This is a genomic window from Aliivibrio sp. 1S175 (assembly GCF_001690985.1).
Lineage (GTDB): Bacteria > Pseudomonadota > Gammaproteobacteria > Enterobacterales > Vibrionaceae > Aliivibrio.
In genome coordinates, this window is sequence record NZ_MAJS01000035.1 from 258,132 (window position 1) to 271,362 (window position 13,231).

A 13,231-nucleotide genomic window follows, 5' to 3' on the forward strand; every position below is an offset into this window, starting at 1 on the left:
ACTCCATTAATTCTTAGTGTTTTTCGTCAGAAAAATCTGAAGAGTGTTTTTGTAGGTATTTCAATACAAGTGATTTACTGTCTGTATCGAAGTTAACGAATGCCATCATACCGTCAAACATACCAGGCCATGTGTTTGAATCGAAGTGACCTTCAGCTGGTTGAGTGTGACATACAGAACAGTTAGTTTTGTATGATTCTTCCGCTTTTTGCCAAACCGTTGTGTAGTCAGGTAAGAAATCTTCTTTCTTCATCCATAGACTCACCGTTACACGTTGCCAAGGTAGACCCGTTAGGTCATCTTCTTTCGTTTCAAATTTCTGAACAAATTTATCGTTCTGAGCTGCATCTTTAAGTAAAGCACCAACCGCAATGTTCATACCAAAATCTTCTTGGATAACACGACCGAAGCCTTTAACTTTACGCCAACCTTCAATAGCAACTTTCATTGCATCGCCTTTCTCTTCAAGTACCGTCACTTGAGAGGCAGGGTTTAATAGGCCCGCTTCAACAGTCAGCTTAGCGTCTTCATACATAGGAAGGTGACGAACAGATACATAAGTTTGTCCATCTTCATATTTAGTATTACTCGCCAGTTGAGTTAATTCACTTACCATGCCGCCAGAACTGTCCATATTTGCAGGAAGGCTATGAGCAATACCTTTATGACAGTCTACACAACTTTGATCACGTTCTTTTGCGCCTTGCATTTGAATACGTGCTGTTGGTTGCATTTTAGAAAAATCCATACCGTCATAATCATGACAGTTACGACATTCAAGAGATTTGTTTGCGCTAAAACGGTCCCATTCGTGCTGGGCTAAAACGATACGACGCTCTTCAAATTTCTCAGGTGTATCGATAAAACCGAATACGTGAGCAAATACTTCTTTACTTGCTTGCATCTTACGAGCAATTTTAGAAGTCCACTCATGAGGTACATGACAATCAGGACACGTAGCACGAACACCTGAACGGTTTTTATCGTGAATTGTACCTGCGTATTCTGGTTGGATGTTGTCTGCATGACAGCTAACACAGAACTCTTCTGTATTTGTTGCCTCTAGCGCAACGTTAAAGCCACCCCAGAAGATAACACCAGCGATGAAACCACCAAGGGTTAGTACACCCAAGCTGATATGAACACTTGGGCGAGCAAAAACCGACCAAGCTTTTTTAAGTAATGACATCATAATTGCTTCTCTTTTATCTAATTCTAATTCGTTGTAATGGTTGTATTCTTAAAAGAATCAACCACCGTGACCTGGCATACCAAAAAACAGCGCCTGCATTAACCACACAGAGAAACCGTATGCACCAACCACACCCACACTTAGAATTGGGAAAAGAACAACTGTGATGAAGAAAAAGGCTTTCCATTCAGATGAACGTTTGGCTCCATCGTTTTGCTTTATTGCATTGCTCATAATTTTATTCCTAGTTATCTTTCTACTTTATAATTATAGAAAATGTTAACAAGTTGTCGAACCTATCTGACATAGATTTTAATCCCTCATAAATAGTGCTTCAATTAAATTTTCAAGATAAACCCTTTTATCTACTAGTTTTTTGCGTTCATCCAGAGATGTAATTAATTGAAATTAAATGTGTAAATTTATTAACACTTGTGAAAGATTAATTTTATGTGAAAATTGTTAACAATGTTAAATGCCACTAAGGTATAGGTGAGATTGGTAACCTTGTCAGTAGATCCATATCAATTTTAACTCTCTATTTTATAAAGTAGCACGTAAAATTTACGCTATAGGTTTCTTTGCTAAACAATGTTGACATAAACACTCATTGTTCTCAGAAATGATACCTACATCCCGAGTTTCGACCTCAAAACACCAACACGTCTCTTTCCCCATTTTGATATCGCACTGGGCTGGTTTTGTGCATTCTGGACAAGTATGTGTGGATGATTTTCCCGATAGCCTTTCCATCACTTTATCCCTTTCTCCATCGCTCATTGATTTCCATTCAATTATTTCAGTAATGGTGCGTTTACAGCCAATACAAATACCACCTTCATTTTTACAAGCAGCAATACACGGTGTTTTCATCTTTACTTCTCTCTATAGTCCTTTAAATCCCATACAACTCATGGGATAATCGTCGGAATTCGACATCGTTATTATTAGGAATTATTTATGGCACTAAGCTTACAAGAGCAAATGCTAAAAGCTGGGTTAGTGAACCAAAAGAAAGTAGCAAAAGCAAAGAAAGCTTCAAAAAAATCTCGAGTTCAAAATCGCGAAGCAAAAGCAGCGGTTGAATTGAACAAAGCAGCTCAAGCTGAAAAAGACAAAGAATTGAGCGCACAACACAAAGCAGAGAAAGACCAGAAAGAATTGCTTGCGCAAATCAAACAGCTTATCTCAGCAAATAAACTGGATCGCACACATGGTGATATCGGTTATAACTTTACTGATGGCGTACTCGTCAAAAAAATGTATGTTGATAAAACAATGCAAACTCAATTGGTTGCTGGTCGCTTAGCGATTGTTCATTTTAATGAAGATTACGAAGTTGTTCCTGCTGGTGTTGCCGATAAGATTACTCTGCGCGATGAATCTGTTGTTGTACTTAACAACGTAATAGCGGAAGATGCGCAGGATGAAGACGACCCATACGCTGAGTTCGTTATTCCTGATGATTTAATGTGGTAATACAATGAGCCGTAAAAACAAAATCAAAGAAAACCTTTTAAAGAAGCACCGCAGAACTCAAACAAAAAATAGCCGTTCACACAATAAGCCAAAATACATCTGTAAAGCTGATCGTGAGAAAATGGAGCTTGAGGCAGAACAAGCAGCGGTTGAAACAGAAAACACTGAACAACTAACACCATCAGAAGAGTAATATTTCTGCTCAAATGGTACAAAAAAGCCCCATTGTTATAATAAACAGTGGGGCTTTTTTTATAACAACAGCATAGGTTACTGCGTAGGAAGGCTTCTAGGCAGCATCTAGCAGCACTTGTAAATCATTAAGTGTCTTGACTGTATACGTTGGCTTAACGCCGTCAGGGCACGCTTGTAGGCTTGCATTTAGCCAGCATGTGTCAATACCGGCATTCATACCACCAAGCACGTCTGAGTCAGGATTATCACCAACCATAAGTATCGAGGACAACTCCACCTCACCCATCATAGAAAAAGTATGTTCAAAAATACGTTTATCTGGCTTTGCGACGCCTACTTGCTCTGAAATCACGATAAGCTCGAAATAATGACTAAACTCTGTTTTTTCTAATCGAATTTTTTGCAGTTCAGTGAAGCCATTAGTGATAATCCCCATTTTTACATTGTTTGCTAACAATGAATCAAGCAACTCTCTAGCACCATCTAATGGCGCACAAATTTCGGCCATTGCCATCATAAAAGCCGTATTCATCGCTTTTGGTGTTACACCTACCTCGTTAGCCCAATATTCAAAGCGAATTTCTTGCAACTGTTGCGCAGTAATTTCATTATCTTGATATTGTACCCACAGCGGTTTATTTACCAACTGATATTCAATGAACTGCTCTTTACTAAAATTAACACCATAGCCTGAAAACATGCGTTGCAAACCAGCAAACGCATCAAAATGAAAGAGAGTTTCATCAGCGTCGAATAATATCCATTGGTACTTCATTAACTACATCCTTACTGTCATATCTACATCGTTATAAAATGAGTCAATCACTTAGAACACAAGTCTGATTGAGTAACACTTACGCCTTTAATTTGTGCGAACCATTTTTGTTTTGGCTCTAACGCTAATTCTTCTTTTGCCCAACGAGTGATATTTGCCCATAATACATGCCCAGACAAATTCAGTTTTACTGCCACTACATCGTTTTCTTTATCTTCGGTTAAACTCTCAATAACAACAGGGAGAATATTCCGAATGGAACTAAATTCTGGCTGTTGTTTTATCAATGAAACATCATTTGCTCGAATACGTAAACGAATATTTTGACCTTCTTCTGTGCACTCACAAGGAGATTTCACCCAAATGCCCTGTGCCGTATTCTTTAATGTAACCAAGGTCATTGGGTGCTCTGAATGCAGCTCAGTTATCGTCCCTTCTAATAATGCAGAATGCTCTGATGCATTTAACCAAGGGCGCATTAATGGAGAACTCCATACCGATGTGATGTCACCAGATAAACTCACGGTTCCATTATTAAGTAAGACCATGTGATCCGCTAATCTTAGGATCTCATCTAAACTGTGTGAGACATAAATGATCGGGGTTTGAATCTCTTTGGCTAGTCTTTCTAAATAAGGCATGACCTCATGCTTTCTTGGTAAATCTAAAGAAGCCAACGGTTCATCCATAATAAGCAGTGCTGGCTCAGAAAGAATAGCTCTACCAATTGCTACCCTTTGCTTTTCACCACCTGATAATGAATGCGGATAACGTTGCAGTAAAGGTTCTATATCTAATAATTTCACTACATCATTAAATAACGTTGTTCGCTTTCCATCACACCCATAAAGTAAATTTCCTTCTACTTTATAATGCGGAAATAAGCGTGCATCTTGAAAAACATAACCAATATGTCTGCGATCCGGCGGTATTGATATCTTCTTACTTGAATCAAACAATACCGAATTATTAAGTGAGATCCGCCCTTTATCAGGAGACGTTAAACCACTAATCACATTGGCAAGTGACGACTTACCCGCCCCTGAACGACCAAATATAGCGCTAATACCCGATGATGGGAGTGATAATTGAACGTTCAAATCCAAATCACCTAATTGTTTTTGAATATCAATAACTAACATTTTATCCCATCAACCTTTTTTTACTTATTCTTGCTAACCACTCTGAGAGCAATAGCGAAATTAACGCCACAACTATAGAAATCACACATAAGCGTGCAGCCTCCATTTCTGCTCCAGGGATTTCAATGTAACTAAACATAGCAAGAGGAAGCGTTCGAGTTTCACCTTCTATATTAGAAACAAAACTGATGGTTGCACCAAACTCTCCTAAGCTACGAGCAAACGCTAATACTGCCCCCGTTAAAATACCCGGCAACATTAAAGGAAGTGTGATCGTAGAAAAAACTTTAAAACGAGACGCGCCTAATGTTCTTGCTGCTTGTTCCAGTTTTTGGTCTACCGATTCTAATGCTAAGCGAATAGCTCGGACCATTAAGGGCAATGCAACAATGGCTGAGGCTAATGCCGCTCCTTTCCAGTTAAAACTAAAAGTTAAACCAAATAACTCATAAAGCCACTTACCGATAACGCCTTGTCGCCCCATTGAAATAAGTAATAAATAACCTATCACTACAGGCGGTAATACCAAGGGAAGATGAATTAATCCATCCAATATTGCTTTGCCTTTAAACTCACAGCGAGCAAGTATCCATGCTAACAAAATCCCAATCGGCAAAGAAAAACTAACCGCAATCCCTGCGACTTTTAGGCTCAGCAATAAGGCTTCTATTTCGTAATCTGTCAATATCATTAAATTGTTGTAAATCCATAAGAAATAAAGGTATCTTTTGCACTTTCAGAAAGTAAGTATCGATAAAAAGCCGCCACTTCATCTGAGTTTTTGTTCTTCACAATCGCCATTGGGTACACAATAGGATCATGAGAGTCTGCAGGAAATTCTTCAACTATGGTTACATTTTTTGATAATAAAGCATCCGTTTTATAGACAATACCTAATGGTGCTTCATCACGTTCAACAAATAGTAAAGCAGATCGTACATTATTTCCTGATGCAATATTATCTTTCACTTCAGACCAGCGGTACTGTTTCTCTAAACTTTGCTTACCATAGATACCTGCGGGGACATGTCTAGGATCGGCCATTGAAAGACGAAGACCTTTTTGCCCAAGAAACCATTGCCATGTGTTTTCTGTCGGGGTCGTCTTTGATGCAATTAACACTAAACTATTACGTAATAAATCTACTTTCGTGTCCGCTTCAATTTCATCTTTCTCAATGAGATAATCCATCCACTTAGTATTTGCAGAAAGATAAATATCTGCTGGTGCACCATTCTCAATTTGTCGAGCTAATGACGACGAACCAGCGTAACTCACACGAACTCTTTCACCCGTTTTATTCTGATATGCATCCACAATATCGTTCATTACATTGGTTAATGATGATGCGGCATAAACCGTCACACTCGCAGATGCGGATAAAGAACTAAACAACAATATAAAAAATAACGTAATTCGAGACATATTTACTGGATCCTTAATATGCGGGTTTCTTTTCAAACAAGCTTGGCCATAGTTGAGATAAATCCAAGCTTTCTTCAATTGACTCTGCAATACGTTCGATTGCTTCTTCTTGAATCGCATTCATATCAATCGCTTTAGTTTCTTTCAAACCCGCCCAAGATAAAATGGCTTCAAATGCTTCTGGTTCATCAAAAATACCATGTAAATAGGTTCCAAAAATAGACCCCTCTTGATTAACTGTACCATCACGTCTTTCTGACGGTTCATTATTAATCATTATCGGGGATTCATTCAATAGAGAGCCCGTACTAACTCCTGCATGAATTTCGTAACCAGTAACTTTAGCAACGGTCTGATCCGGTAATATCAACTCCCCTTCAACAAGAGTAAGCTGTTTTTGTTTTTTCAATTCTGTTGAAATGGCTAAATAACCTAACCCATCAATAGATGAGGCTTCACCTTCAAGACCTAAAGGATCGGAAAGACGTTCACCTAGCATTTGATAGCCACCACAAATTCCCATGACTTTCCCACCAAAGCGCAAGTGTCGTTCAATGTCTTTATCCCAGCCTTGCGACTTAAGATAATTCAGATCAGCTTGAACTGATTTACTGCCCGGCAAAATAATAAAATCAGCCCCTGACAATGACTGCCCTTTACCAACAAACTGAAGATCTATTTCTGGATGTAAACGCAATGGGTCAAAATCAGTATGATTACTAATACGAGTAACGACTGGCACTTTTACAACAAACTTGCCCTTTTCTTGTTGCTCACTTTTAATTGCATCTTCCGCTTCTAAATTTAAACCGTGCAAATAAGGGATAACACCCAATACCGGCTTACCTGTTTTTTCTTCTAGCCACTCAAGACCCGGAACCAATAAAGAAATATCACCACGAAAGCGATTAATAACAAAGCCTTTTACTCGTGCTTGTTCTGATTCAGACAGTAGTGCTAATGTGCCATAAAGATGCGCAAATACCCCACCACGATCAATATCGGCAACAATAATAACAGGAACATCAGCCGCTTCAGCAAAGCCCATATTCGCTATATCATTCTCACGTAGATTAATTTCTGCTGGGCTTCCTGCCCCCTCAATAACTACGCATTGATAGTTATCGTTCAAATAAGAAAACGATTCTAAAACATAAGGCATTGCTAGTTTTTTATAATCTTGAAAACCCCATGCATCCATGGTTTCAATCGCTTTACCTTGAACAATAACTTGCGCACCGATATCTGTATTGGGTTTAAGTAAGATAGGGTTCATATGGACATGAGGTTTTACTCTTGCGGCATCCGCTTGCAGCGCTTGAGCTCGACCAATTTCCCCTCCATCTTCGGTGACCGCACTATTGAGTGCCATATTTTGAGGTTTAAAAGGGGCAACTTGGATACCTTTATTTGCAAGCACTCGGCATAAGCCTGCCACAAGCACGGTTTTTCCGGCATCAGAAGTGGTTCCTTGAACCATTAACGGAGATAAAGCGGTCATAATTCCATCTAGTTTTCGTTATACGTCAGATCGATAATGTTAACATTGTTCTTAGTTGAGAGGCTAATTATCCAACCTCTTATTTCCTTCTTCTTATTCATGTCTCTTAGATGAATAGAATATGAATACATTAGTCACGATAGATTCAGCCACACTTTGTTTTAATAGCCTCATCGAAACAAAGCGCACTGCGCTGAACTATTTTATTTAATGAAGGATTCCATTATGAAAAAAACAATCATTGCAATTACAGCAGCCTTAATCTTATCTCCAACCATCGTTTTAGCTGACAATGGCGACCATAACAATAAACACGCTCAATTGAACTACACAGGTCCAGTAACAACAACGACTGTGGCCGAGTTATTAAAAGACACAGGAATGTTTGCAGAACAAGATGCAACGATTGATGGCCATATTGTTCGTCATATTCGCAAAGATAAATACGTATTCTCTGATGGTACAACTGAAATCCAAATTGAACTGGATGATGATATTTCGCTACCAACCGCGATCAATGAAACCACTAAAGTTCGTATTTTTGGTGAGTATGAAGGTGGAAGTACTCCAGAGATTGAAGTAGAACGCTTACAAGCACTATAAAATAAACAACCAATAGATAATCTGGCCTGCTTATTGCAGGCTTTTTCATAGATAAAACTCATGAATATCAGGTTAACTACGTTATGGAATCAACTAAGTACATCAAAAAAGCCCTTCTTTTAGCGACAGCGCTGACATCTTCAACGGCAATGGCGAACAATTTCCCTTATAGTTTTTTTGAAGCTCGTATCGGTACAAGTCCAGGTACCTATGGTGTGCAAGTTAACCAACAATTCACAGAAAACTCTCACCTTGTAGCTAAAGTAGATACTGAATTTTCAGGTGATTGGGATGTGGCTGGAGGTATCGGTTTTAATGGCCCAATTAATGAATTTTCCGATATTTACGGTCAACTACTTCTTCATAATGTAAAAGACAACAGCAGTGACAAATTCGGTGATGAGATGCTTACTGAAATTAATATTGGCTTTAGATTATGGCTAATGCAGCAAATTGAAGTAGGTGCTCAATACGGTCAACTATTTAATAGTGACGTAAGTAAAGACATTGGCAGTGTTCATTTCCGCTTCCACTCAACCGAACAATTATCAGTGGGCGCTGAAGCTAAGTTCAATGGTGTTTATGGTGGTCAAATGATGATGACAGCACGATTTACTTTTTAATTTTAAAAATCAATTCCCTCTACAAACTTATTAAAGATACAAGCTTTGGACAGCTTTATGTTGTTCGTTATTAAAGGATTAATTAGTGGTTTTAATATGTTAAAAAATATCTCAATTAAAAATAAACTTACCTTAATGTTCGTTATTGTCATTTTAGTCATGGCATCCATTCAAACAGCAATGACAGGCAAACAATTAATAACGGAAACATATCGTTCTATTAACCAACTGTCTGCCGCTATTACAAAAACAAGTGCTTCTAGCATTGAAAAATGGATCAATGGTCGGATTAATATTGTCGAAGCATCTATTAGTGCTTTTTCACATTCAGGCTCTCCAGTTGAATATCTAAATCAAGCAGAAAAATCTGGACTCTTTATTATTTCTTATGCAGGCCTTGATAATGGTGATTTTTATGAGAGCAATCAAGACAATCCCGTCCCTGATGATTATGATCCTCGTCAACGAGATTGGTATATTGATGCAACGAACAAAAATAAAACCGTCGTCACTAGCCCTTATATGGATGTCAGTAATGGCGGACTAGTTATCACCATAGCTCAACCATTCATTACAAATAATGAACGCGGTGTTATTGCTGCTGATGTTAGTATTCAATCTATTATCGATGATATTCAAGCGATCAATCAAAATGGAATATCTGCATTCTTAGTTGATGGTGATGGTAATTTCGTTGCTCACCCTAATTCAAGCTTCGCAATGAAACCAGCGTCTTCTTTAGGAAGCGGTTTTTCATTACGTGATATTCAGCAACTTGCTCAAAAAAATACACAAACAGAAATAGAAGTAAATGGCTCAACAGCCTTTGTTACTGCAGCAAAAATCCCACAAACAGATTGGTTTTTACTTGTCACTATAGATAAGCAACATGCATTCTCTTCTGTTCGTGATGTTTTATTCGATTCAGCATTAATGACCTTGTTGCAAATCACTATTATTGCGGCACTTGCTATGTACTTAGTTCAAAAAGCATTAGCTCCCCTCAATGTGTTGAGTGTAGCAATGGAAGATTTATCAAATGGTAATGGGGATTTAACTCAACGCATTAAAGTAGAATCAAAAGATGAAATAGGTACTTTGGCGACTCATGTTAATGGCTTTGTAGAAAAGCTACAAATTATTGTAAAAGACATTGCTGCCTCATCTTCTCAGCTTGATTCTCAATCAAAAATCAGTATTTCCGTTGCACGTCAAACTAGTGATGGATTAGCTATTCAATTAAATGAAATATCTCAAATAGCAACGGCTGTTCATGAAATGTCTGCAACAGCTCAAGAAGTCGCTAATAATGCACAAATCACAGCGGATTCTTCTGTTAACTCTACTGAGCATTGTGAACAGGGTAAAAAAGTAATCATGCGAAACCAAGAATCGATTACTAACTTAGCTTCTCAAGTAGAGAATGCCTCAGGCATAATTCAAGAATTAAATAAAAATGCACAAGACATTAATACTATTTTGTCCACAATTAGAGATATTGCAGAGCAAACGAACTTACTCGCACTAAACGCTGCCATTGAAGCAGCACGAGCGGGTGAGCAAGGTCGTGGTTTCGCTGTTGTTGCTGATGAAGTTCGCGTGTTATCGCAAAGAACTCATAGCTCTACCGATGAGATCCGACATATGATTGAAACTTTACAGCGTAATACCGCAAATGCTGTTCAGAGTATGGATGAAAGTAAGACTTTTGCTCAATCAAGTGTTGATGATGCAAATAATGCCACGCAAGCCCTAGAAGAAATTTCAATTTCTATTATACAAATTTCAGATATGGCAACACAGATCTCCAATGCCGCAGCAGAACAAAGAACAGTGACAGATGAAGTAAGTATGAACATTCAATCCGCTAATGATGTATCCGACCAAATGTCGCATCAAGCAGATAATTCTCAAAAGCTATCTGAAGAGCTGCGTAGTATTTCTAAGCAACTTAATAATCAGGTTAACTTATTTAAGTATTAGCCGTTAAAGTTACTTGTATAAAACAAAATTAAACCAGAGTGTTCATTATGAATACTCTGGTTTTTGGTTTATAAACAGGAATTACAACAATCATCCTAAAAACACTTGATTTCATGCCCTTTTAACTCTAACTTGTTATCATGTTGTTAAAAAAGGATGTTGCGACATGATGTTTTTACATAAATATATTTTGTTATTCTTCTTCTTCCCTAGCCTAGTATTTGCTTTGGAACTCTCTCCATTGGCACAAGTTCCTTATACTGGAGATCTTGATAGCCTAAAGAAAAAAGGAACCGTCCGTGTTCTTGTTTCTGCAGATCTCGGTTTTTACTATATAGAAAAAGGGCAGCCCAAAGGGATTATTGCCGAGTTTATTCATCATTTTGAATTGCATTTACATAAGAAAAAGATAAATGTGAATGTACAAGTGATCCCCGTACCAAGAGATGACCTTCTTAATGCTCTTGAAGCCGGCTTTGGTGATATTGCAGTTGCTAATTTAACCATTACCCCTCAACGATTAAAATATGTTGATTTCAGTGATCCTATCATTAGTAACAGCCAAGAATGGCTGGTGACATCAAAAAAAACACCAGCAATTACTTCGTACGAAGAGCTATCAGGGAAGGAAGTTTGGGTAAGAGCCAGCTCGAGCTACTTTGAAAGTTTGCAACAGATTAACAAGCAGCTATCTGCTAATGGCGTTCCTCCTATTCATGTTCAATTTATTGAAGAAAACCTACAAGATTACGAACTAATGGAGATGATCAATCAAGACATTCTCCCTATAACAGTCATTGATAGCCATAAATCTCAACTGTGGACAAAAATAATGGATAATATCGTTATTCATGAAGAGCTTCCCCTTCGTACTGACGCCAGTATCGGTTGGGCAATGAGAAAAAACAGCCCCCAGTTAAAATCGGAAGTGAATCAATACGCGAATAAAATAAAACAAGGATCGTTTTTAGGCAATGTCATTTACAATAAATATCTCGATAATTCCAAATGGCTTACAAAAGCGTTAAACCCAAATACAGTGGAACAATTTAACGCTCTGGCTGTTTTATTTGAACAATATGCAGACCAGTATAAGTTTGATTGGTTGATGATATCAGCACAAGCGTATCAAGAATCTAGGTTCAATAATCGTTTGGTTTCTCACATGGGCGCTGTCGGTATTATGCAAGTATTGCCAAAGACAGCAAAAGAGCCTTACATAAACATTAAAAATTTTAGACAATTAGAACACAACATTCATGCTGGTGTTAAATACATGAGTTTTGTGCATAAACGTTATTTCCAAAAGCCAGAAATAACAAAAGAAAATCAAATGTATTTTTCATTAGCCGCTTATAATGCTGGGCCTGCAAACGTAAGGAAAATGCGTAGAATGGCAGTAAAACATGGCTATGACCCTAATGTTTGGTTCAATAACGTTGAGATAATGGCTAGAAAATACGTCAGCAAAGAACCGGTTCATTACGTTACCAATATTAGCCGTTACTATGTTATTTATAAACAAATAGCCTTGCTTCAAGCCCTTAGAGAACAACAAAACGCCTCTAATTATAAGTTATTTTGATAATGTAAATTCACAAACGAAAATGCCCAAATATGATATTTGGGCATTTTTTATTTCAAAATAATTTATTTACGTTATTTTGCTAATTTCACTTTTGGTTGAATGTACTTTTTACTTACGTCCACAACTGCCACATCACGGAAAAAAGTTCGCCCAAGTAATACTGGGTATGTCATGTGTGTGCGATCATTAAGAGTAAATTCAGTTTTGGTTTTTAAATCACCAATTTGTACCCATGCTTCGATTACTGGACGATCAGTACGTTTCTCTGTACTTGATTGACGAATAGTTACGATACGAGCCACTGGTGATTCAAACTCTTTTGTCTCACTATCACCATGAGCAAGTTTAAATTTAACCCAATCTTTTCCATCACGCTCAAACATTTCAATATCAACCGCTGAAATTGACGAGGTTGTAGCCCCTGTATCAATTCGAGCTTTCGAGTTATGGTTAATCGCTTTGATGTACATCCACTCTTCTTCGCCTAAAATCAACTTACCATCTGCAGTTTTTAGATTTTTAGCTACAGGTGGTTTAGGATCAACTTGTGGCTTTTGCTCTGGTTTTACTTCCGGCTTTGTTTCCGGAGTTACTGGTTGCTCAACAGCCGGTTTATCCGTTGTTGCGGTGTCCGTTGGCGTTGTTGCGGTGGTTGACATACAACCAGCAAGCAAAATAGGTAAAAGTAACGTTGACCATTCTTTTGTTATCTTCATGCGTTTTCC

The 13,231-nt window shown here is 37.9% G+C and carries 15 protein-coding genes; 6 read left to right on the forward strand and 9 right to left on the reverse strand.

The features are described 5' to 3' along the window. Positions 1-13 precede the first annotated feature (13 nt). From torC to A6E06_RS12550, 3 genes are all read right to left on the reverse strand, one after another. The gene (gene torC, locus A6E06_RS12540; protein WP_065593393.1) at positions 14-1,192 is read right to left on the reverse strand and encodes a pentaheme c-type cytochrome TorC; all 1,179 of its coding nucleotides are present in this window, start codon (positions 1,190-1,192) and stop codon (positions 14-16) included. 57 nt (positions 1,193-1,249) lie between these two features. After that, positions 1,250-1,426, reverse strand: a complete 177-nt coding sequence (gene torE, locus A6E06_RS12545; protein ID WP_065593392.1) for a trimethylamine N-oxide reductase system protein TorE — start codon at positions 1,424-1,426, stop codon at positions 1,250-1,252. A 330-nt stretch (positions 1,427-1,756) separates the two neighbouring features. Further along, complete coding sequence (locus tag A6E06_RS12550) at positions 1,757-2,065, reverse strand: DUF1289 domain-containing protein (protein WP_065593391.1); 309 nt, start codon at positions 2,063-2,065, stop codon at positions 1,757-1,759. A gap of 87 nt (positions 2,066-2,152) precedes the next feature. Here A6E06_RS12550 and A6E06_RS12555 point away from each other — a divergent pair, with 87 nt between their 5' ends. Next, positions 2,153-2,671 carry a DUF2058 domain-containing protein gene (locus tag A6E06_RS12555; protein ID WP_065593390.1) on the forward strand — a complete coding sequence of 173 codons (519 nt, stop codon included), beginning with the start codon at positions 2,153-2,155 and terminating at the stop codon, positions 2,669-2,671. A gap of 4 nt (positions 2,672-2,675) precedes the next feature. Continuing rightward, positions 2,676-2,864 carry a DUF2986 domain-containing protein gene (locus tag A6E06_RS12560; RefSeq protein ID WP_065593389.1) on the forward strand — a complete coding sequence of 63 codons (189 nt, stop codon included), beginning with the start codon at positions 2,676-2,678 and terminating at the stop codon, positions 2,862-2,864. A 96-nt stretch (positions 2,865-2,960) separates the two neighbouring features. On the opposite strand, the gene yjjG is transcribed toward A6E06_RS12560, so the two are convergent. The 5 genes from yjjG to A6E06_RS12585 are packed head-to-tail and all read right to left on the reverse strand — an operon-like array spanning position 2,961 to position 7,709. Next, complete coding sequence (gene yjjG, locus A6E06_RS12565; RefSeq protein ID WP_065593388.1) at positions 2,961-3,641, reverse strand: pyrimidine 5'-nucleotidase; 681 nt, start codon at positions 3,639-3,641, stop codon at positions 2,961-2,963. 47 nt (positions 3,642-3,688) lie between these two features. Further along, entirely contained in the window at positions 3,689-4,783 is a 1,095-nt protein-coding gene (modC, locus tag A6E06_RS12570) for a molybdenum ABC transporter ATP-binding protein ModC (protein WP_065593387.1), read from the reverse strand. A gap of 1 nt (position 4,784) precedes the next feature. Continuing rightward, the gene (modB, locus tag A6E06_RS12575; RefSeq protein ID WP_065593386.1) at positions 4,785-5,474 is read right to left on the reverse strand and encodes a molybdate ABC transporter permease subunit; all 690 of its coding nucleotides are present in this window, start codon (positions 5,472-5,474) and stop codon (positions 4,785-4,787) included. Continuing rightward, positions 5,474-6,208 (reverse strand): molybdate ABC transporter substrate-binding protein, encoded by a 735-nt coding sequence (gene modA, locus A6E06_RS12580; RefSeq protein WP_065593385.1) that lies wholly within the window; start codon positions 6,206-6,208, stop codon positions 5,474-5,476. The genes modB and modA overlap by 1 nt, the downstream gene beginning before the upstream one ends. Before the next feature lie 13 nt (positions 6,209-6,221). After that, on the reverse strand, positions 6,222-7,709 hold the full coding sequence (locus tag A6E06_RS12585) for a cobyric acid synthase (protein ID WP_065593384.1): 1,488 nt from the start codon (positions 7,707-7,709) through the stop codon (positions 6,222-6,224). Positions 7,710-7,934: 225 nt separating this feature from the next. Here A6E06_RS12585 and A6E06_RS12590 point away from each other — a divergent pair, with 225 nt between their 5' ends. The 4 genes from A6E06_RS12590 to A6E06_RS12605 all read left to right on the forward strand — a co-directional run bounded on the left by A6E06_RS12590 (position 7,935) and on the right by A6E06_RS12605 (position 12,503). Continuing rightward, on the forward strand, positions 7,935-8,312 hold the full coding sequence (locus tag A6E06_RS12590) for a YgiW/YdeI family stress tolerance OB fold protein (RefSeq protein ID WP_065593383.1): 378 nt from the start codon (positions 7,935-7,937) through the stop codon (positions 8,310-8,312). 83 nt (positions 8,313-8,395) lie between these two features. Continuing rightward, positions 8,396-8,935 (forward strand): hypothetical protein, encoded by a 540-nt coding sequence (locus tag A6E06_RS12595; RefSeq protein ID WP_060992246.1) that lies wholly within the window; start codon positions 8,396-8,398, stop codon positions 8,933-8,935. A 57-nt stretch (positions 8,936-8,992) separates the two neighbouring features. Beyond that, positions 8,993-10,918, forward strand: coding sequence for a methyl-accepting chemotaxis protein (locus A6E06_RS12600; RefSeq protein WP_255312086.1), 1,926 nt, complete (start codon positions 8,993-8,995; stop codon positions 10,916-10,918). A 169-nt stretch (positions 10,919-11,087) separates the two neighbouring features. After that, on the forward strand, positions 11,088-12,503 hold the full coding sequence (locus A6E06_RS12605) for a lytic transglycosylase F (RefSeq protein ID WP_176713291.1): 1,416 nt from the start codon (positions 11,088-11,090) through the stop codon (positions 12,501-12,503). Between the two features lie 74 nt (positions 12,504-12,577). On the opposite strand, the gene A6E06_RS12610 is transcribed toward A6E06_RS12605, so the two are convergent. Then, a complete protein-coding gene (locus tag A6E06_RS12610) occupies positions 12,578-13,222 on the reverse strand; it encodes an ATP-dependent zinc protease (protein WP_065593381.1) in 645 nt (214 codons plus the stop codon). Positions 13,223-13,231 lie beyond the last annotated feature (9 nt).

Bases quoted from the DNA above. Each gene is read 5' to 3' on its own strand.
- torC (WP_065593393.1), bottom strand. From the start codon at position 1,192: ATGATGTCATTACTTAAAAAAGCTTGGTCGGTTTTTGCTCGCCCAAGT.
- torE (WP_065593392.1), bottom strand. From the start codon at position 1,426: ATGAGCAATGCAATAAAGCAAAACGATGGAGCCAAACGTTCATCTGAA.
- A6E06_RS12550 (WP_065593391.1), bottom strand. From the start codon at position 2,065: ATGAAAACACCGTGTATTGCTGCTTGTAAAAATGAAGGTGGTATTTGT.
- A6E06_RS12555 (WP_065593390.1), top strand. From the start codon at position 2,153: ATGGCACTAAGCTTACAAGAGCAAATGCTAAAAGCTGGGTTAGTGAAC.
- A6E06_RS12560 (WP_065593389.1), top strand. From the start codon at position 2,676: ATGAGCCGTAAAAACAAAATCAAAGAAAACCTTTTAAAGAAGCACCGC.
- yjjG (WP_065593388.1), bottom strand. From the start codon at position 3,641: ATGAAGTACCAATGGATATTATTCGACGCTGATGAAACTCTCTTTCAT.
- modC (WP_065593387.1), bottom strand. From the start codon at position 4,783: ATGTTAGTTATTGATATTCAAAAACAATTAGGTGATTTGGATTTGAAC.
- modB (WP_065593386.1), bottom strand. From the start codon at position 5,474: ATGATATTGACAGATTACGAAATAGAAGCCTTATTGCTGAGCCTAAAA.
- modA (WP_065593385.1), bottom strand. From the start codon at position 6,208: ATGTCTCGAATTACGTTATTTTTTATATTGTTGTTTAGTTCTTTATCC.
- A6E06_RS12585 (WP_065593384.1), bottom strand. From the start codon at position 7,709: ATGACCGCTTTATCTCCGTTAATGGTTCAAGGAACCACTTCTGATGCC.
- A6E06_RS12590 (WP_065593383.1), top strand. From the start codon at position 7,935: ATGAAAAAAACAATCATTGCAATTACAGCAGCCTTAATCTTATCTCCA.
- A6E06_RS12595 (WP_060992246.1), top strand. From the start codon at position 8,396: ATGGAATCAACTAAGTACATCAAAAAAGCCCTTCTTTTAGCGACAGCG.
- A6E06_RS12600 (WP_255312086.1), top strand. From the start codon at position 8,993: ATGTTGTTCGTTATTAAAGGATTAATTAGTGGTTTTAATATGTTAAAA.
- A6E06_RS12605 (WP_176713291.1), top strand. From the start codon at position 11,088: ATGTTTTTACATAAATATATTTTGTTATTCTTCTTCTTCCCTAGCCTA.
- A6E06_RS12610 (WP_065593381.1), bottom strand. From the start codon at position 13,222: ATGAAGATAACAAAAGAATGGTCAACGTTACTTTTACCTATTTTGCTT.